Source organism: Sporacetigenium sp. TC11, from assembly GCF_058146105.1.
In genome coordinates, this window is sequence record NZ_JBYVNY010000018.1 from 2,282 (window position 1) to 21,992 (window position 19,711).

A 19,711-nucleotide genomic window follows, 5' to 3' on the forward strand; every position below is an offset into this window, starting at 1 on the left:
GATCCGGTGTTGTACTAGTTTCTTCACCCGTTTGATGATCTGCATGTGGATCTACTACTGTTGTGTCATCTGTCGTTGGATCTACTGTTGGATCCGGTGTTGTACTAGTTTCTTCACCCGTTTGATGGTCTGCATGTGGGTCTACTACTGTTGTGTCATCTGTCGTTGGGTCTACTGTTGGATCCGGTGTTGTACTAGTTTCTTCACCCGTTTGATGATCTGCATGTGGATCTACTACTGTTGTGTCATCTGTCGTTGGATCTACTGTTGGATCCGGTGTTGTACTAGTTTCTTCACCCGTTTGATGATCTGCATGTGGGTCTACTACTGTTGTGTCATCTGTCGTTGGATCTACTGTCATATCCTCTTGTGCTGGTTCTTGTGTTGTATTAGTATCTTCACTGCTAGTATTTGTAGGTTCTACTGATTGCTCGATTTGTGTAGTATTTTCCTCAGGATTCTGAACTTCTTCAGCCTTTACAGGAGTTAAAGTTGCACTAGATAGTATCATCATAATTGCTGCAGTAGTAATTTTATTCTTATGCATTGTTTATTTTCCTCCAATTATTATAAATTCTTCTTAGATTCTGCTAATTGACCAGTAGATTCTGCTTTACTATTATGTATCTTTTGATTAAATTCTTTTACATTTCTAGCTACTACTATTGTGCATGCACAATCATCCATATAGGTCTTATTTCACTTTAGATACTGAATATGTGTTATGTAGCTAATTTTCGTTTAATTCCCCCCTAATTATAATAATGCTATTATGTACCCCTTACCCGTATATGGTATAAGTACTTGTTAAACATATAATAAGGTGAAATTATGTGAATCTTATGAAGAATAAATATTTTTTTATCATTTTAATAATATTTTTTATCCTATACAAACACATATAATAAAGTCTATAAAATATAAAAAAGCTACCGATAAATATCTATCAGTAGCTTTACAATTTATACTTATATTAATATTTCTTTTCATATATATATAAATTGGACAAAGAGGTTCTTTGAGTGACTTGATATCATTGGATTAATTGAGATTAAAAGCAATTAAAATAAGCGAGCACTCAATTTGTACTGGCTTATCTTATTATTTGCGGCAACATCCTTTTTTCTTTTTACTAAAAAACGTCTTATACATCATGAATATAGCTAAACCAATAATCCCTGCTGTAATTATATACTCAATTACCATAGTATTTCCTCCCTTATAAAACTCTTCTTACCCTAGGGGGGTATTTAAAAATTAGAAACTACCCATCATATTATTGTTTGAATCTCCATGACAAGCTTCTGATCCTCCCATTGCATTGTGCATCTTAATCATAGATTCTCTATCTATTGAGCCCATCATGTTTGCCATAGAATCGTATCCACTGTTTCTCATAATATCAATCATCTTTTGATAATCTTCATCTGTCATATTATTCATAAACTCATCCATAGCTTTGTAATCTCTATTTTCAAGAGCTTTTGCCATATCGTTAAATCCATATTCTTTCATTAATCTAACCATTTCTTTTTGTTCAAAGTCTAATTCATTTATTTTATTGCTTTCAACTTTTGTTATATTAGCATTTGAATTCAAATAAGATTCTATTTTTACATTACTTACTTCTGTAACATTATCCTTTGTATTTGCATAAGTCATTCCTGTTACTCCTCCTATTACTAAAAAACCTGCTAGTGTAAATAACATACCTTTCTTTTTCATTATATTCACTCCTTATTATATTTTGTACTATCATTATAATATCATTTTGTTTCTTTATTATAAAAAATAATTATGATTTAAATATGAAGATTCTATTTTTTATTCTTTTAATATTTTCTTTTTTTGTATATACTCTTCCTCTGAAATTTCTCCCTTTGCAAATCTTTGATTTAATATATCTAGAGCATCATTTCCCCCATTTCCTATACTATAATTTCCATTAGATAATCTAAATGCTATATATATAATTAATCCTATTAATAGTAGAGGAACAAACATACCAAATCCTGCCATCATTCCATATCCACCCATCATATTATATCAATCCTCTCTAATTTTTATAATATCTCTATATTCATATAATACGATTGAAATGTGTAGATTTTATGTAGATTATGATCTCTAATATTTTAAAACTTAAAAATAAATGGAGACATAAAAGTCTCCTTTAGGTTATCCATTATATTTTCCCTTCTATTATCAAATACCTATATAACTTTTATCTAGTATACATATTACTTTTCAAATGTTTTAACTTTTTATGATAAAGCATTCTTAAAAGGAAAGCAATTGCAAAATTAATTATTAAAATAAATATAGCTATATCAAAGAAAAACTCTTGAGGTAATATATTAATAATTGGATCTTTCTGAGGATCAAAAATCCAGTAGTCATTTCTAAAAAGTATTTTATGAAATATTATAAAACTTCTTTCAAAATTTAATGAAAAAATTGCACCAAAAATAATTGGAAAGAAAGTCAGAATATTAGAAGCTTGTTTTACAAAATTAAAATTTCTTTTCTTATACTGAAAAACTATCCCTATTGTGCTTATTATAATACCTATAATTAGTATAATATCTAATGAAGAAAATATTTTTTGGACCTCTTCAAAGTGAACCTGGCCAAATAATGATGATGGCAAAGTAGGAAGTTCAAATTTACCATTTTCTTTACCTAATAAATAATCTATAGTATAATCATAATTTTTTAAAATTTCATTCTTCGTCATATTCGCAGTAGCTTCTATATTCAAACGATCAACTTCAAAATAATAAAAAGATTTAAAAGCTAGTGCAAATTTTACTATTAATATTAAAATACATAAACTTAAAGATATAGCAATTATAGTTTGCACGCTCTTATTTTTTTCTTTATACATACTTATATTCAATTAAATCACTCCTTTATAAAATTACCCCTCTAAGATTTTTACTTAGAGGGGTATTATTATTTAACCTTAATGACAAGATCCACCTAGATCTATTGATGCCATAACGCTTACCATAGAATCATATCCATTTTCACTCATTATCTGAAGCATCTTTTGATAGTCTGCAGCTGAGGTATTAGCTTTTAGATTAATTAACTTTTCATAATCTTCATCAGTCATATTGTTAGTGAATTCATCCATAGCCTCATAATCTTTTTTCTCAAGAGCCTCTGCTATATTGCTAAATCCATTAATCTCCATTATCTTAATCATATCTTGCTCTTCAAGATTTGATTGTTCTGCAATATCATCTTGTGAATTTTGATTAGGTCCTACTACTCCATTATCTACTACACTTTTAATATCATTTTTTATGCTTTCATAATTAAGTCCTATTATTCCTACTACTGCTAAAACTCCTGTTATAACTAATAACATAACTTTGTTTTGCATTGTACTCCCCCCTTTATAGTAATTTTATTATATCTTTTTTATTTATTCTTATCTGTAATTTTATAATCTTCTTTATCAACAGTTATACAATCATTATCTTCATTTTTTGCACAACAACTTGCATTATTGTTTTCACCTTTTTTATGGCTTCTTCCCATCATAAACATCATACCAATCATCATAATTGGGCAAATTAAAGATGCTAAACTAGAAAGGGCTAATGCTTTAAACCCAAGTAGCGGAAGTAATGCTACAAGTATAATTGGTAATAAACAGCATAGGCCCATCATAAGTCCATGTTTTAAGAACCCTTTTTTATTGTTTTCATTATTATTATTATTATTATTGTGGCAATTCATATAGTACCTCCATGTTTTTATATTTTTTTCTTAATGAACAATATAGTAAATCCAAGTTCCAACTACCAAAATAAATCCTGAAACTATATAACCTAAATATAACTCTTTAGATGAAATATTTTTTCTTTCTTCATCTATAACCTTATTATGTTTTTTTATTTTACTTCCAGCTATTATTGCAACTACTATAATTAATATACTTGTCACATGAGCAACTGTTAAGTTTCCAAATACAATAGGATTTTCTCTAACAAATTCTATTAATGCACGATTTGCAGCAAAGCCTATTAAATAGTGAATAAATAACTGTCCATGATACTGAATTTTTTCTCTTTTTCTCCATAAGTATATAAATAAAATTAAATCTAATATCATTTCATAAATTTGAGCAGGATGTAACAATTGATTATTTACCATTATTCCCCATAGATATTGGCTCTTCATAGGTATTCCAAATACATCACATCCAACTCTACCAATGGCCTGCCCTAATATAATTCCTGGAGCAAATGCATCTGCTGCTTTTAAAAATGATATTTGCTTTTTTCTTGTGTACCAAATTGCAAATATAATTCCTCCTAATATTCCCCCCTGGATAGACATTCCTCCATTTTGGATATGAAATATTTCTATAGGATTGCTTATATAATTTGATAAATCAAAGACTAAAATATAATATAGTCTTGCTCCTATTACAGAAGCTATTATTGTATATAAGCTTATATCCCACATACTATCTTCATCTAGGCCTTTTCTTTTGGCTTCTCTTAACATTACTAATATTCCTGCAACCATTGCAATTGCCACGGCTACACCAAATAAGTATATAGAAATGCCTCCTATTTTAAATAGTTCTACCAATGATATCTCTCCTCTTTCGCATAAAGTTTAGAAACTATTTATTTTTTGATTGTTTATTAAGATCACAGCAATCTAGTTTTCCTGATCCTAAATTTTTCTTATTAGCTTTTTCTAATCTTTTAATGAAATTTTTTAACCATTTTGGCATTAATAACACTCCCCTTATTAAAATTATATTATTATTTTTTTAATAAAACATTTCTCCTAGCTATATATTCTTCTTCATTTATCTCACCTAAAGCGAATTTTTCATCTAATATCTTAAGTGTACTTCTAGAGTTATCGGTATGTTTATTAAATAATTTTACAAATAGTACTATTAAAGCAATGAATATAGCTACTTTTATACCCATCATTAGAAGAAACCATCCACTACCTATAAAACCGGATCCTCCAAAACCTCCACAAAGCATAACAAAAACCTCCTTATATAATTCATCTTTCTTGACTACATTATATGTAGATATTATGGAGAACTTATGAAGAATAAAAAATTATTAAATTTTTTTAATAAAATTAAGAAATAATATAAATCTTCATAAAATCTATACAATTATATGGCAAAATTATATAAAAGGATAATTAGGAGGGTTATAAATGAAAAATATAAATATTTTAATCGTAGAAGACGAAGTTAATATAAATGAAGTTGTAAAAAGCTATTTAGATAAAGAAGGTTATACTACTTATCAATCATTTGATGGAAAAAGTGCACTTGAAAATTTTGATAAACATAATCAAGATATTATTTTACTAGACATAATGCTTCCTGATATATTAGGTACTGATATTTGCAAAGAAATTAGGAAAAAATCAGATGCCTATATTGTAATGCTTACAGCTAAAAGCGACGAAGCAAGTATTATAGAAGGTTTAGGTATTGGAGCCGATGAATATATAACAAAACCATTTAGTGCTAAGGAACTTGTCGCTAGAATAAATTCTATTTCTAGAAGAATAGAAAAAAAGCCAGAACAACCTAACCATATATATACTTTCAATAATAAGGATTTAGTAATTGATACAAATACCTATGAAGTAAAAAAGCGTGGACAATTATTAAATCTAACTGCTACTGAGTATAAAATATTGCTTAGTATGGTTAAGTACCCAAATAAAGTTTTCACTAGAGAAGAATTAATAATTCTCGTTTTAGGATATGACTACGATGGAATGGACAGAGCTATAGACACTCATATAAAAAATATAAGACAAAAGATAGAAGATGATCATAAAAATCCAGCATATCTTACTACAGTATATGGTATAGGATATAAGTTTTGTGGAGGAAATATAAAATGAAGCTTAAACTAAGATATAAACTAACTCTGTCTTATGTTTTAGTTGCTATTATAAGTGTTTTGACAGTAGCTTTACTTGCAAATAGTTTGATACAAAATCATTTCAGAGAATATGTATTGTTAAAAGGAGAAAATGCTAGTAAATCTATAGTCAATGACTTAGAAAGAAGCTACAAAGATCTTGGTAAATGGGATTTCAGCGCTGTTAAAGATATAGGTAGTGAAGCCTTGGATAGTGGATTTATTATAAACATTGAAGATAATGATAAAGAAGTTATTTGGGATGCACACGAATATGATTTGTACAGATGTGAAAATGTAATCCATAATATGAGTGAACATATGAGAATGAATTTTCCAGCTTGGAAAGAAAACTATAAAGTTAACAAATACGATATTATTGTAAATGATAAATCTGTTGGAACTGTATCAATAGGATCTTATCCTGATTATTATAGCGAAAATGATATTTTATATCTAAAAACATTAAATAAAGTTTTAATATATTCAAGTTTTATAGCACTAATAGCCTCTATTATAGTAGGATTTTTAGTTACTAATAATATAGTAAGACCAATATCTAAGGTGGAGAAAACCACGAAAGATATATCTAAGGGAAATTATAATCAAAGAATAGAAGAAAAGGTAGATACTGTAGAATTAGATAATTTAATTATTAGTATTAATGATTTAGCAAAATCTCTACAAAGACAAGAAGAAATAAGAAAAAATTTAACTAAAGATGTATCACATGAATTGAAGACTCCTCTTACTTCATTACAAATAACACTTGAAGCATTAATTGATGGAATAATAGAACCAACTAATGAAAGATTGTCTGTTTGCTATGAAGAAATTTTAAGATTAACTCGATTAGTAAAAGATTTAGAAAAACTGTATTCATATGAACAAGATTATAAAGATATTAATAAAACAAAATTTAATATAGGAGAGCTTGTACAAAATGTAATTACTAATTTTGAATCAGAATATAAGAAAAAAAATATACATGTTAATTTTAATAATATTAACCTAACTTTAAATGCAGATAAAGATAAAATAACTCAAGTCATAATAAACTTATTATCTAATGCAATAAAATACACAAATGAAGGTGGAAGCATAGAAATAAAACTACTACAACATAATAATGGAATTAAATTAATAGTTAAAGATAATGGCATTGGAATACCTGATGAAGACAAAGAATATATTTTTGAGAGATTTTATAGAGTAGATAAATCAAGAACAAGGCTTACAGGTGGTGCGGGGATAGGACTTAGTATAGTTAAGGCTATAATTGATTCTCATAATGGAAGTATCGATATAGAAAGTATTGAAGGAGACGGAACAACATTTAATGTATATATACCAAACTAAATAGCTAAAATAAAGGTAGGGATTTTGATAAAAACCCTACCTTATTTTAATAAAGCTTCTTTTGCAAGTTTATCAGCTTCTTCATTGTATTTATCTCCACTATGTGCTTTAACTTTTATAAATTCTATATTTAATTTTTCAGATATACTATTATAAAAATCTCTATAAAGCTTTGTTCCTTCTTTATTGGCCTTCCATACTCCAGTACACCATTTTTCAATACCTTCATAATCATGGTAAATAGCTAGTTTGTCTATATTGTTTTCTAATGCATATTCCATTGCCTTTTGGGCGGCCTTTATTTCACCAGATACATTTCGCATAGAAAGAAACTTTGGGTCATTTCCAGGTATACTAAAAGTTGTTTTATCGTTTTTATATAATATAACTACTCCGGACCCGTATTTTTTTAAGCTATCTTCATAACTACCGTCTACATATGAAATCATGCACTCACATTCTTTTTGCTCTTCATTATCCATATTCTTATCTTTATTTAATCCAAGATACTCAATTGCCTCATCTTGTGTTGAAAAACTTTTATATTCTGCTCCAGAAAATCCACTTATTTGTTCTTTGCATTCATCCCATGTATTAAATAGACCAGTCTTTCTTCCTTTTCTAACTGCGTATATCTTTTTTTTTGCCATAATATCACTCCTAAAAATAAATATATACTTATTATACACTATTTTCAAATAAAAAAAGATTCCTAATAAAATTAGAAACCTTACAAAACTCCCCCATATTTAAAAACGTTTTCCGAACGATATTTTCCCCCTACTATCTCCTAACCTACTTTGTATATCCTATTTGGTAATCGCTTACCCCTTGTTTTTATAATATCATACCATAACAAAAAATGACAATAGCTTTTTAATGATTTAAAGGAGAACCGTTAGTGGTTTTTCGACAAAATTTTTAATTAACCTTACTTTTTAAATTAAAAAAGAACTTCTTTAAAAAGAAGTTCTTTTTTGGGGGGAATTTATTTATAAAAAGGGGAATTTTTATTTAATCCGTACATTTAATATACCACATACTGTATACAATAGTCAATATTTTTTAGCTAAAATTAAGGCTAGTTTTTAACTAGCCTTGTGGTACTATATATCTAAATCCTTTTTACAGAACTTACAGAATTTATCTTCGCAGTTATTATCTTTTCCACAATGGAAACATCTTTTGATACATAATAAATCTTCTTTTTTTCTTAGAAAAACTAATACTAATAAAGCAAATACATTAAATACTAATCCTAATATAAACCATATTGCTCCATTTCTATTTTTACTTTCTGCAAGTATTGAAGTTAAAACAGCTACTGCAAATGTAAGTATAATTGATAATATTTCCATATAAGTCACCTCACTTAATACATTATATTCATTAAGTGAGAATATGTCCTATTTAAAAATAGAATAATATATAATTGGTATAATTACTGCTGGAATCATGTTTCCTACCTTTATTTTAGATAATCCTAATATGTTTATCCCTATTCCAAGTATTAATATTCCTCCTATAGAAGACATATCAGCTACAACTACATCTGTTAACAAACCCTTAGCAAAAGACGCACTTATTGCTATTAAACCTTGATACAATAATAATGGCACTGCTGAAAATACTACCCCTATTCCCATAGCTGAAGCCAATACTATAGAAGTTACACCGTCTAATATAGATTTTATAAATAATGTTGTGTGATTTTGTTCTAATCCACTTTGAAGAGAGCCTACTATAGCCATACCTCCACTACAATACATAAGTGTAGCTGCAACAAACGCCTTAGCTATACCACTTTTATTTTCTTCTTCAAGTTCTGAGTCAGAACTAATAGCTGTTGCAACATTTCCTATTGATCTGGTATTATCTTTAGGTTTTGAAAATCTACTTTGTATTTTATCACCCATATTTTCAAGTTGTTTTTCTATATCTATCCACTCACCTATTACACTTCCTATAGCAATACTTACAATTACTATTAACATATTGTTAGCTTCTAGTGATCCCATAATTCCAAGCGCTACTACGGCAAGACCTAATCCCTGTATTATAGTTTGTGTATACTTATCTTTTATTCCTTTTTTTATTGCCACTCCTACTAAACTTCCTACAACTATACTCAAAGCATTTACCAGTACTCCAAACATATTTCTCCCCCTTAACTTCATCTTTTGTACAATATAAAATACATATATAAAGGATTACATCCTTAAATAACGTATTTTATATTAATATATACTGTGTCAATTTTATTATAATTTACATATTATATTATTTGAAGAAAAATTTTTATAAAGAGGAAAAAAATTATGAATATTTCTATTTTTAAAGACTATAAGGGCTTGCCTAAAAGTGTTTATATATTATTTATTGCAAATATCATAAACACCCTTGGAGCTTTTGTCTTTCCATTTTTAACATTGTTTTTAACGGAGAAGCTTAATATGAGCCCATCTCTTGCAGGAAGATTTATATTATTTTATTCATTGTTGTCTATACCAGGATCTCTTATAGGTGGCAAACTCGCAGATCTATATGGTAGAAAAAATACCTTGTTGTTTTTTAATTTTATATCTGCATCAATATTTATGATTTGTGGCTTTTTAGAACAATCGATTTATATTGCTTATTTACTTGTACTATCTGGATTCTTTTCAAGTGCTGTTAGGCCATGTATTAATGCTATTGTAGGAGATGTTACAAATAAAGAAGAAAGACCTCAGGCTTTCTCCCTTATGTATTTGGGTATAAATATAGGATATGGTATTGCTCCTATTGTAGCTGGATTTTTATATAGTAAATATACAAAATTGTTATTTATAGGAGATGCATTTTCTACATTTTTGTCTTTAGCTCTTATATTTTTTATGATTAAAGAAACTATACCAGATAAAGTGAATGATACTGTTGAACTCGCTCTAGATAAAGTTGATTTAGAAAGATATGAAGAAGGAACATTAACTCAAGTACTTTTTAATAGACCTTATTTAATAATTTTTTCTCTTATTAGCGCCATGTTCTCTTTTGGTTACGCTCAAACTATGTATATATTACCCATGCATATGACACATTTATTTGGAGATTATGGAGCAAAACTTTACGGCATATCAACATCTGTAAATGCTATATTAGTTGTAGTTGGAACTGCATTTATACTTAGCTTAACTAAAAAAAATAGCCCACTTTATAATATAACAATAGCTGGCATATTTTTTGCAATTGGATTCGGTATGTTGTATTTTGCAAATTCCTTTATAATTTTTATATTATCAACTATTATATGGACAATAGGAGAAATACTTCAAAGTACAAATACAAATGTATATCTAACATCTCATACTCCTAAATCTCATAGGGGTAGATTTAACTCTGTTATATCATTAATATCTCATTCAGGATTTACTTTTGGCCCTTTTATAATGGGATTTATTATAAGTAAAGACAACATAGCTATAGGATGGCCTATTGTATTTTTAGTATGTTTTTTAGGTTGTATATTGATGTATAAACTATATATTTGGGATAGAAAAAAAATTCAGGGTACTAGCTAGTACCCTGAATCTATATTAAACTTAAGTTCATTAAAATTTGGTATTATCAATACGTCAGCTACATTTTCGTAATAATTCTTATTTTTATTAAAGTCTTTTTTATCTTCTATAATTATATCTATTAATTTACTCTTAGTATCTAACTTAACATGTGCAAAGTATCTTATATTATCTAAATACACTGGCAATATTAAATAGTTTACTCTAGGGCATTGATTAAACTTTGACATTACAATACTTGAGTTTCTTATATCTAAATACACATTTCTAATTTCATCAGCTATATATTTTTTTATATCTTTTCTCAAATAATTATCAAATTCATATGGCATAGTTAATTTGCATCTATAGTTTTTGCTAGGAGTTATAATTCCCCATGTAAAGTAAAGCATCTTCAATCACCCTTTCATAATATCTTATAAATATTCTATATAATACTGCTTGTACATGTTCCTAAAATATTATGAATTTTTTCGAAAATTTGCTATACTCATATCGACCAGTACCTTGAGAAGAAGGTATGTTGCTCAAAAAAATAAGACACGCATATTTGCGTGCCTTATCTATCATAGGTACCTTCAAGATCTTGTATATAATTATTATTAGTTCTCCACTCTTCTGGCCCATCATATATAATCCTTATAGATTCTATCCATTCTCCTTGATATTGTTTTTGTAACAAAGTTTCGCTTAAACAAGTATTAGCTAATTCAGCTTGAGCCTCATCTCCAAAATAACGCTTTATACCACTATTTTCATAATTATCTTCATCTTTTTCCTTTAATTTAATTACAGCATGTTTATCTTCTATTGATTCAACTGATATAGTAAATTCCTTAAATTTAAGTTCTGCCAAACTACTTACTAATGACTCTACCTTTTGTTGTAATGTTAAATCCGATCTCATAGTAATACTTGTTTCACTTACAAGTTCTTTTGAATTTGGTTCTTTTACATATACAGGAAATGACATCGTTTCACTATTCCCATCTTCCTTTGTGCTATCAGTTTCTTTACTTTCTAGTGCTGAAGTTAAACTACCTAATTCTTGTTTTAAAACTTCTACTTGCTCTTCTAATTCTTCATACTTGCCTTCTAGCTTGTTATTTTCCTTGGCTAAAGTTGTGTTTTCCTTTTTTAGTTCTTCATGTTCTCTTCCAGTTTGACTTGATTCCTTGGTGCATCCACTTAATAAAATAGTTAATGAGCACATTAAACCACAAACAACTTGCAACTTTCTTTTTTTCATAATAACAAGCCCCTCCTGTTATATTTTCTAAATTATCATAGTTATATGTTTTGTAGTATTACCTAAAATATTCTATAAAAAAATAAAAACTACTGATTATTAAATCAGCAGTTTTATATAAGTGGTTTTATATAATTTATTTTATTTTCATTGATATATCTAGAGATTTTGCTGAGTGAGTTAAAGCTCCTAAAGATATTATATCAACCCCTGTTTTAGCAACTTCTACTATGTTATTTTCAGTAATATTTCCTGATGCCTCTAATATACTTTTTTTGTTGTTTATTTTAACACATTCACTCATTTCGTCAGTACTCATGTTATCAAGCATTATTATATCTGTATTTAAATTAAGAGCTTCATTTAATTCATCTATATCTTTAACTTCAACTTCTATTTTTATAGTATGTCCTATATTTTCTCTTATTTTGTTAACAGCATTAGTTATAGATCCCATAGCTTGTATATGGTTGTCTTTTATCATAACAGCTTCAGATAAGTTGTATCTATGGTTAAACCCTCCCCCTATTTTAACTGCATACTTTTCTAATGGTCTTAGGTTAGGAGTTGTTTTTCTTGTATCAACTATTTTTGTATCATAATCCTTTACTAATTGAACTAAATTATTAGTATATGTTGCTATTCCAGATAACCTTTGAAGTATATTTAGCGCTGTTCTCTCGCCTTTTAATAAAGTCTTTGTACTTCCTTTTACAGTTGCTATTATATCACCTTTATTAACTTTATCTCTATCTTTTCTCATTATTACAAACTTTATATTTTCATCTAATATATCAAATACTCTCTTTGATATTTCTATACCGCACACAATTCCATCTTCTTTAGCTAAAAAATATCCTTCTGATATTTGTTCATCATTTATTAAATTATCTGTTGTTATATCTATATAATTTATATCTTCAATTAAAGCACTTTTAATTACATTGTCAATTATAAGCTTATTAATCACAGTCTAATACCTCCCCCAATATAAGCTTAGATACTATAGCCATATTTCTTATTTCATAATAACTTACATCTTTTATATAATCATTAGTTTTTAAATCAGTTACTATGTTATCTATCTCTCTCAGACCTTTTTTTGATTTCTCTTTATCCAATACTATAAAGTAAGATTCTTGGATTATATTTTGTATTTTACTTCTCAAATTATTATCTATACTTATAGTACCTTTGTTATAAACTTTGTTTTCTTTATTATAAACTTCACTTATATTATTTTTAATTTCATAATTTATTCTTTCAGCTGCTCTTCTTGCGAAAACTAACCCTTCAAGTAAGGAGTTACTAGCAAGTCTATTATTGCCATGTATTCCTGTATGAGAACATTCTCCTACAGCGTATAAGTTTTCTACACTGCTTTCACTGTTTTCATTTACATCTATTCCACCCATTAAATAATGCTCACATGGAAACACAGGTATTCTATCTTTTGTTATATCAAGTCCATGTTTCAAACAATTCTTGTGTATATTAGGAAATCTATTTTTTATAAATTCTCTATCTTTATGAGATATATCAATGTATATATCTTCACTGTTATATTTTATAGATTCGTTATATATACCCTTTGCTACAACATTTCTTGGAGCTAATTCTCCTCTATGGTCATAGTCAAACATAAATCTATGTCCATTTTTATTTAATAAAATTCCACCTTCACCTCTTACAGCTTCTGACACTAGAAATCTTTCATTTAACCCTAAATTTAGAGCTGTAGGATGAAATTGAATTTTACTTATATTTTTTATATTTGCACCTAGCTTATGAGCTAGGGCTATCCCATCGCCTGTTGCTATTTTGGAATTTGTAGTATATTTATATACCTTTCCTATTCCTCCAGTTGCTAAAACTAAACTTGTACAATATATAGTTTTAAATTCCTCATCCTTTATTATCTTTAATTCAAATAAATCCTTTTCCTTGTTTATATCAGCTACCAAAGTTTTGTCCATAGTACTTATATTTTCTTTAGTAGTAATATAATTTAATAACTTATTTATTACTTCTTTTCCTGTTTTGTCCTTATGATGTACTATTCTTTTTTTTGAATGACCACCTTCTAAAGCCTTTGATAGGTTTCCATTTTCATCTCTATCAAAATCAACTCCTATATCAACTAATTTCATTACGTCAATTGGCCCTTCTTTAATTAGTATATCTAAGTGTTTTGTATTGTTAGTATATTCTCCCGCTATTAATGTATCTTTTATATGAATTTCATAATCATCTTCTTTATCAAGCACAGCAGCTATTCCACCTTGTGCTAAATAACTATTATTCATATTTAATTCATCTTTAGATATAACAAGTACATTTAAATCTTCACTTAAATTTATAGATGTATAAAGGCCACTTATACCACTTCCTATTACTACAACATCATAAGTCATAATATTTACTCAGCCAATCTTATCATTTCATTTATACTTTTTATAGCTTTATTCATTAATTCTTCTTCTATAATTACTTCTCTTCCGCCTTTGCCGCTAACAGCCTTATATACATCTTCTAACTTAGTTTTTTTCATATTTGGACATACTAGATGTTTAGATAATAAATAAAATTTCTTATTTGGATTTGTAGCTTCTAAATAATCTAATACCCCTACCTCAGTACCTATTATTATCTCATCATTAGGACTTTCTATTGCATGTTTTATTATTTCTGATGTTGATCCAGCAAAATCTGCTAAGTTAACTATCTCTTCTCTACATTCTGGATGAACTAATAATAAAGCATTAGGATGCTTTTCTTTAAGATCATATACTTCTTCTGTAGTTACTCTATCGTGTACATTACAGTAACCTTCCCATAATACTATATTTTTATCTGGTATTTTCTTTGCTATATAATTTCCTAAGTTTTCATCAGGAACAAATAATATATTCTTGTTTTCTATTTGATTCATTATTTTTAAAGCTGTTGATGATGTTACACATACGTCTACATATGCCTTTGTTTCTGTTGTAGAATTTACATAAGATACTATCGTAAAATCAGGATTTTCTTCTCTAAACTTTACTATATCACTTGGAGATATCATTCTAGCCATAGGACAATAAGCTTCCTCATTTGCTAGTATTACTTTTTTATCTGGAGATAACATTTTTGTAGTTTCTGCCATAAAGTTTACACCACAAAATATTACAGTATCACAATCTAATTCTTGAGATATTTTGCTTAAATAAAATGAATCCCCAACATAATCTGCAACCTGTTGTATATCATATGTTTGATAGTTATGAGCTAATATTTTTATATTATTTTCTTTTTTAATTTTAATTATTTCTTTTTGTAAAACCTCATTTATCATTTTATAGTCCTCCCCACTTTACATTATGTCTTTACACCATAACTTTACAGGTGCAATGAATTGTATTTACACTTAACACAATTACATTTTATACTATTTTAATGAAAATGTCTGCAAAAAATAAAAAGATAACAAACTTATGTTATCTTTTTAAGGGTATTTACATTATAATTTATATCTATATAATCTATTTCCATAATTAATTTCTATATATTTAAACTGTTGTTTTATATATATTTTTCTTACTTTACAATTTAAGCTTCTTTTATAAAATTCATTATTTAAGTATCTTTTTAGTTTGAACTCATTTTCCTTTGAACTTATATCAACTTTACGTATGTTATCTATTGTTTCACTTATAACTTCATTTAAATTTAATTTTCTCCAGTTATTATATCTATTTTTCATATCCAAAATAAAATCATCTGTATTTGTTCTCAAAATCAAAGGTCCACTCATATCTCTTTCTATTTTTCTAACATTAGACCAGTTTTCTTCCTTAAGTCCACTTAAGACAAAAAAATAACCGTAGTCATATTTACTTCTCAGTAATCTTCCAAATATCTGTTTTAAATTTATTATAACCTTTGGATAATTTATTTTATTATATGGTAATCTATCATTATCATCCCTTAAAACATAATTATTATCTTTTATCCATTTATTCATAAGAGATTTGGACAATGGTTCATTTGGCTTTATATTAGGTATTTTATCTAATATTACACAAGTTAAGTTATCCCCTGGTATATCTACCCCTTCAAAAAATGATTTTGATCCCAAAATTACGCACCTATTTTTACTGTCTTTTAATTTAGATACACTTTTATTGTCGTCAAATACCATTACATCACTATCTTCTAAAGTTTTTATTATATTATCTTTAACACTATTTTTTCTTCTTGTACTTGTAAACAATACTAAAATATTTCCGCTTACATTTTTAACTATATCTATAATAAACTTGGACATATTATTTATAAATACTTCTTCGTTTTTATAATCAAAATTATCAATATCCATAGGAATACCTATAACACTTCTTTTCTTGTAATCAAATACAGGTTTTTCTATAACATCACTTAGCATTCTAGAACTTTCTAATTTGTTTATTCCAAGTGTATTTTTAAAGTGTTTTAATGAATTATCTACTCTTAGAGTGGCAGATGTAAAAGTAATACTATCTACATTGTCTAAAATTTCAAGTTTAAACCTTTTTGCTATATCAAGTTCTGTTTTATTTATCTTCCACCAAATATGATCTTTGTTTACTTCTATACTATAGCAGTAGCCTTTTTCTTTTTGTTCAAAGCAATCATTTATACATACTACCATATTTTTTAATTTCCCAACATAAAAATCTAAGGTTTTATAAAGTATATCTTCTTTATCTTCCTCATCTATATTCTGTAGCATTTTATTTATATCTATTGCAAAATGTTCAAGCGATTTAGATAGTTCATCAAACTGCTCTTTTATCTGTCCTAATTCTGTATTCAAATCTATATTTTCAACATAGTTATAGTCACTTTGTCTATAATATCTCTTCTTTAAAAACTCTACTACAACATACATTCTCATATTTATATTTTCTATATGTTCTCTAAAACTCTCAAAATTAGATAGTTTATAAAGGCTCATGAAGTAGTATATATATCCTTTTTTATTTTTATAGTCATATAAATCATTTAATAGCTTTTGAATTTCTATAGACTCTACTTCATCTGAAAATGCATTATAACATTGATCTATTAAGTTATGGGCCTCGTCAACTACTATGTTTTTCATAGCTCCCACTTCAGTATTATAAGCCCAATTTAACATAAGAGAGTGGTTTACAACTATTATATTTGCTTCTTTTAATTCTTTTATTTTGTTTGCATAATAACATTTTCTTGAATATATACACCTTTTAGGAAAACATAATTCCGACTCTATTCTTATATTGTTTAAATGATAATTTAAGTTTTTTAGGTTATCTTTGGCCCAACTATTAATTTCTTCTATATCTCCAAATTCTCCATTTTCAATAAGTCTTTGTATATATAATAATGATAATCTATCTTCAATGCCAAAATTTTGATTTTTTATATATCTATCAAATATTTGATAACATGTATAGTTTTTCTTTCCCTTTATATCTAAGTATTTAATGTTTTCATTTAAATTTAAGATTTCGAGTATTTTAGGTATATCCTTTGATATTAATTGATTTTGCAAATTTTTTGTATTTGTAGATATAAACACCTTTTCCTTTTTTATATATGAATAAATTACAGATGCAAGTAGATAAGCTATACTCTTACCTATACCCGTTGGTGCTTCTATACATACTACCTTGTTTTCTTCTAAAGATTTTCTTATTTCTTTAGAAACATTATATTGTCCTTGTCTAAAGAAATACTTAAAACTACTATTTTTTTGCCATATATCTCTATATTTTAAAAGTTCTTCATAAATACTATAATCTATATCTATATTATTATTGATATTTTTATTATTTTTACTGTTATCAAAATTTACATTTACATCCCAAGCTTTATCGTAATCAACAGGATATAAGTATTTAGTCCAATTCCATATATCTTCTTTTCCTAAAAACCCTATTATATCTAAATGCTCAGTACCTAATTTGCTTTTCCAAAATCTTATTAAAAGAGAATTTACTAAGTAAATATTAGCTATTATATCTTCAACATTCTCAAAGTTTGCAGTAATATTAATTAAGTTTTGTAAACTAAAGTTGTTTATTGTAGGTTCTAATATTGCACTTAGTTCCATAGAGTCTAAACACAAATTATATATATACATATCTTTGTTTATATATTTTCTTAATAATTGTTTTTTGGGTCCAAAATCATGACATATAATAGGTAAATCTCCTATGAATTTTAAAATATCATCTTCTATTTTTTCTAAATAACTTATAGAAATATTTTTGTAATCTATAATTTCCTTAAAATATTGTGAGTTGCCATCATCTATTTTAATCATAGATATTTCTAACATCTCTGATAGTTGTATATCTAAAAAAACTACATCTTTTATAATGCTATATATATCTATATTTTTTATACTATTATTTGTAGACATAACGCCTCCTATAATGCAAAACTTTGATCAAAAATCGCTATGCTCATGTCGCCAACGGCCTTGAAAAGCAGGCTCGTTGCTCAAAATAAGACATAAAAAAAAGCAGGATATTAACCTGCTTTTTTTAGATATTGATTTATTGGCGGAGAAGGAGGGATTTGAACCCTCGCGCCCCTTGCGAGACCTACTCCCTTAGCAGGGGAGCCTCTTCAGCCACTTGAGTACTTCTCCGTATTTGGTGGGACCAACAGGGATCGAACCTGTGACCCCCTGCTTGTAAGGCAGGTGCTCTCCCAGCTGAGCTATGGTCCCAAACATTATTTCTATATATAACAATATATCATCTATCTATAGCTTAGTCAATATATTTAATAAAAAAACTGCTGACTATATAATCAGCAGTTTTTGTTATCTAATCCATATTTATAACTTTATCAACTAAAGTATCTATAAACTTGCCAAAATCAGCTTCGCCATCAACTATATCTAATTCTTCATATACTAAATAACAAGATTTATCTAAATATGCTATTTCTTCTTCTTCTAAATCTCTTCCTAATTCTGAAGTTAATCTTATAAAAGCCATTGTTCTAACGTATCCGAATAAATACAAATCTATAATTTTATCTACTGCTGATACATCAGACTTATAACCTCCACTTTCTAGGTCATCTATTGTTACTCCCAATGCACCTGCTAACTCTTCCTCATCATATCCAAACATATATCCTAATATATTTACAGGCAGAGAGTCCATAAATTCCATTAAAGTCATATCTGGTGATACGCTTATTTCTATTACATTTTCACTCATATTGTTATCTCCTTAATATATATATTAAAACCCCTTTATAGTATTTATTTTGAGATTTTATATATTAGAACATATTTTTTATAAGGAAAACTTCTTTGTAAACAAGGTTTATAAACAAAAAATTCGCTTTGCTCATGTCGCCAACAACCTTGAAGAACAGGTTAGTTGCTCAAATTTATATGTTGGAAATTATAATTTCCTAGTAACTAAAAAAAGAAGCGTATATACGCTTCTTTTTTAAATGGCTACGTCCTACTCTCCCAGGCAGCTTCCCACCAAGTACCATTGGCGCTAAAGAGCTTAACTTCTGTGTTCGGAATGGGAACAGGTGTATCCTCTTTGCTATTGTAACCACATTATATTGAA

General features: G+C 27.4%; 22 protein-coding genes, 2 tRNA genes and 1 rRNA gene. 3 read left to right on the forward strand and 22 right to left on the reverse strand.

The annotated features are described in order from the left end of the window. The 9 genes from ACUSRV_RS16475 to ACUSRV_RS16515 all read right to left on the reverse strand — a co-directional run. The coding region (locus ACUSRV_RS16475) for a hypothetical protein (protein ID WP_490143064.1) at nucleotides 1-547 on the reverse strand (547 nt) is incomplete at its 3' end. 710 nt (nucleotides 548-1,257) lie between these two features. Beyond that, nucleotides 1,258-1,725, reverse strand: coding sequence for a hypothetical protein (locus tag ACUSRV_RS16480; RefSeq protein ID WP_490143065.1), 468 nt, complete (start codon nucleotides 1,723-1,725; stop codon nucleotides 1,258-1,260). Between the two features lie 99 nt (nucleotides 1,726-1,824). Then, complete coding sequence (locus ACUSRV_RS16485) at nucleotides 1,825-2,040, reverse strand: SHOCT domain-containing protein (protein WP_490143066.1); 216 nt, start codon at nucleotides 2,038-2,040, stop codon at nucleotides 1,825-1,827. 184 nt (nucleotides 2,041-2,224) lie between these two features. Next, complete coding sequence (locus ACUSRV_RS16490) at nucleotides 2,225-2,899, reverse strand: TIGR01906 family membrane protein (RefSeq protein WP_490143067.1); 675 nt, start codon at nucleotides 2,897-2,899, stop codon at nucleotides 2,225-2,227. Between the two features lie 66 nt (nucleotides 2,900-2,965). Next, complete coding sequence (locus ACUSRV_RS16495; protein WP_490143068.1) at nucleotides 2,966-3,391, reverse strand: hypothetical protein; 426 nt, start codon at nucleotides 3,389-3,391, stop codon at nucleotides 2,966-2,968. Nucleotides 3,392-3,429: 38 nt separating this feature from the next. Beyond that, nucleotides 3,430-3,750, reverse strand: coding sequence for a hypothetical protein (locus ACUSRV_RS16500; protein ID WP_490143069.1), 321 nt, complete (start codon nucleotides 3,748-3,750; stop codon nucleotides 3,430-3,432). A gap of 30 nt (nucleotides 3,751-3,780) precedes the next feature. Beyond that, on the reverse strand, nucleotides 3,781-4,611 hold the full coding sequence (lgt, locus tag ACUSRV_RS16505; RefSeq protein ID WP_490143070.1) for a prolipoprotein diacylglyceryl transferase: 831 nt from the start codon (nucleotides 4,609-4,611) through the stop codon (nucleotides 3,781-3,783). Nucleotides 4,612-4,645: 34 nt separating this feature from the next. Further along, the gene (locus tag ACUSRV_RS16510) at nucleotides 4,646-4,759 is read right to left on the reverse strand and encodes an LDCC motif putative metal-binding protein (protein ID WP_490143071.1); all 114 of its coding nucleotides are present in this window, start codon (nucleotides 4,757-4,759) and stop codon (nucleotides 4,646-4,648) included. Nucleotides 4,760-4,790: 31 nt separating this feature from the next. After that, a complete protein-coding gene (locus ACUSRV_RS16515; RefSeq protein WP_490143072.1) occupies nucleotides 4,791-5,024 on the reverse strand; it encodes an SHOCT domain-containing protein in 234 nt (77 codons plus the stop codon). A 184-nt stretch (nucleotides 5,025-5,208) separates the two neighbouring features. Here ACUSRV_RS16515 and ACUSRV_RS16520 point away from each other — a divergent pair, with 184 nt between their 5' ends. After that, complete coding sequence (locus tag ACUSRV_RS16520; RefSeq protein WP_490143073.1) at nucleotides 5,209-5,913, forward strand: response regulator; 705 nt, start codon at nucleotides 5,209-5,211, stop codon at nucleotides 5,911-5,913. Then, nucleotides 5,910-7,292 carry a sensor histidine kinase gene (locus ACUSRV_RS16525; RefSeq protein WP_490143074.1) on the forward strand — a complete coding sequence of 461 codons (1,383 nt, stop codon included), beginning with the start codon at nucleotides 5,910-5,912 and terminating at the stop codon, nucleotides 7,290-7,292. The genes ACUSRV_RS16520 and ACUSRV_RS16525 overlap by 4 nt, the downstream gene beginning before the upstream one ends. Nucleotides 7,293-7,333: 41 nt before the next feature. On the opposite strand, the gene ACUSRV_RS16530 is transcribed toward ACUSRV_RS16525, so the two are convergent. The 3 genes from ACUSRV_RS16530 to ACUSRV_RS16540 all read right to left on the reverse strand — a co-directional run bounded on the left by ACUSRV_RS16530 (nucleotide 7,334) and on the right by ACUSRV_RS16540 (nucleotide 9,448). Next, complete coding sequence (locus ACUSRV_RS16530; protein WP_490143075.1) at nucleotides 7,334-7,942, reverse strand: ribonuclease H1 domain-containing protein; 609 nt, start codon at nucleotides 7,940-7,942, stop codon at nucleotides 7,334-7,336. Between the two features lie 456 nt (nucleotides 7,943-8,398). Continuing rightward, on the reverse strand, nucleotides 8,399-8,650 hold the full coding sequence (locus ACUSRV_RS16535; RefSeq protein ID WP_490143076.1) for a hypothetical protein: 252 nt from the start codon (nucleotides 8,648-8,650) through the stop codon (nucleotides 8,399-8,401). 48 nt (nucleotides 8,651-8,698) lie between these two features. Then, nucleotides 8,699-9,448: a DUF554 domain-containing protein gene (locus ACUSRV_RS16540; RefSeq protein WP_490143077.1), complete on the reverse strand. Its 750-nt coding sequence runs from the start codon at nucleotides 9,446-9,448 to the stop codon at nucleotides 8,699-8,701. Between the two features lie 162 nt (nucleotides 9,449-9,610). Between ACUSRV_RS16540 and ACUSRV_RS16545 the strand changes: the two genes are divergently transcribed. Further along, nucleotides 9,611-10,852 carry an MDR family MFS transporter gene (locus tag ACUSRV_RS16545; protein WP_490143078.1) on the forward strand — a complete coding sequence of 414 codons (1,242 nt, stop codon included), beginning with the start codon at nucleotides 9,611-9,613 and terminating at the stop codon, nucleotides 10,850-10,852. Here the strand turns inward: ACUSRV_RS16545 and ACUSRV_RS16550 are convergent. The 10 genes from ACUSRV_RS16550 to rrf all read right to left on the reverse strand — a co-directional run bounded on the left by ACUSRV_RS16550 (nucleotide 10,849) and on the right by rrf (nucleotide 19,701). Then, nucleotides 10,849-11,244 carry a hypothetical protein gene (locus ACUSRV_RS16550; protein ID WP_490143079.1) on the reverse strand — a complete coding sequence of 132 codons (396 nt, stop codon included), beginning with the start codon at nucleotides 11,242-11,244 and terminating at the stop codon, nucleotides 10,849-10,851. The two genes, ACUSRV_RS16545 and ACUSRV_RS16550, sit on opposite strands and share 4 nt — an antisense overlap. 167 nt (nucleotides 11,245-11,411) lie before the next feature. Next, nucleotides 11,412-12,101 carry a hypothetical protein gene (locus tag ACUSRV_RS16555; RefSeq protein ID WP_490143080.1) on the reverse strand — a complete coding sequence of 230 codons (690 nt, stop codon included), beginning with the start codon at nucleotides 12,099-12,101 and terminating at the stop codon, nucleotides 11,412-11,414. A 136-nt stretch (nucleotides 12,102-12,237) separates the two neighbouring features. Next, complete coding sequence (nadC, locus tag ACUSRV_RS16560; RefSeq protein WP_490143081.1) at nucleotides 12,238-13,071, reverse strand: carboxylating nicotinate-nucleotide diphosphorylase; 834 nt, start codon at nucleotides 13,069-13,071, stop codon at nucleotides 12,238-12,240. Continuing rightward, nucleotides 13,064-14,515, reverse strand: a complete 1,452-nt coding sequence (gene nadB, locus ACUSRV_RS16565; RefSeq protein ID WP_490143082.1) for an L-aspartate oxidase — start codon at nucleotides 14,513-14,515, stop codon at nucleotides 13,064-13,066. The genes nadC and nadB overlap by 8 nt, the downstream gene beginning before the upstream one ends. 5 nt (nucleotides 14,516-14,520) lie before the next feature. Beyond that, entirely contained in the window at nucleotides 14,521-15,438 is a 918-nt protein-coding gene (gene nadA, locus ACUSRV_RS16570) for a quinolinate synthase NadA (RefSeq protein ID WP_490143083.1), read from the reverse strand. 165 nt (nucleotides 15,439-15,603) lie between these two features. Further along, entirely contained in the window at nucleotides 15,604-18,531 is a 2,928-nt protein-coding gene (locus tag ACUSRV_RS16575; RefSeq protein WP_490143084.1) for a helicase C-terminal domain-containing protein, read from the reverse strand. A gap of 140 nt (nucleotides 18,532-18,671) precedes the next feature. Then, a tRNA-Ser gene (locus ACUSRV_RS16580) sits at nucleotides 18,672-18,762 on the reverse strand. A gap of 5 nt (nucleotides 18,763-18,767) precedes the next feature. Next, nucleotides 18,768-18,843 (reverse strand) — tRNA-Val (locus tag ACUSRV_RS16585). 100 nt (nucleotides 18,844-18,943) lie between these two features. Further along, a complete protein-coding gene (locus tag ACUSRV_RS16590; protein ID WP_490143085.1) occupies nucleotides 18,944-19,345 on the reverse strand; it encodes a hypothetical protein in 402 nt (133 codons plus the stop codon). A 239-nt stretch (nucleotides 19,346-19,584) separates the two neighbouring features. Further along, a 5S ribosomal RNA gene (gene rrf, locus ACUSRV_RS16595) occupies nucleotides 19,585-19,701 on the reverse strand. Between the last annotated feature and the right edge of the window lie 10 nt (nucleotides 19,702-19,711).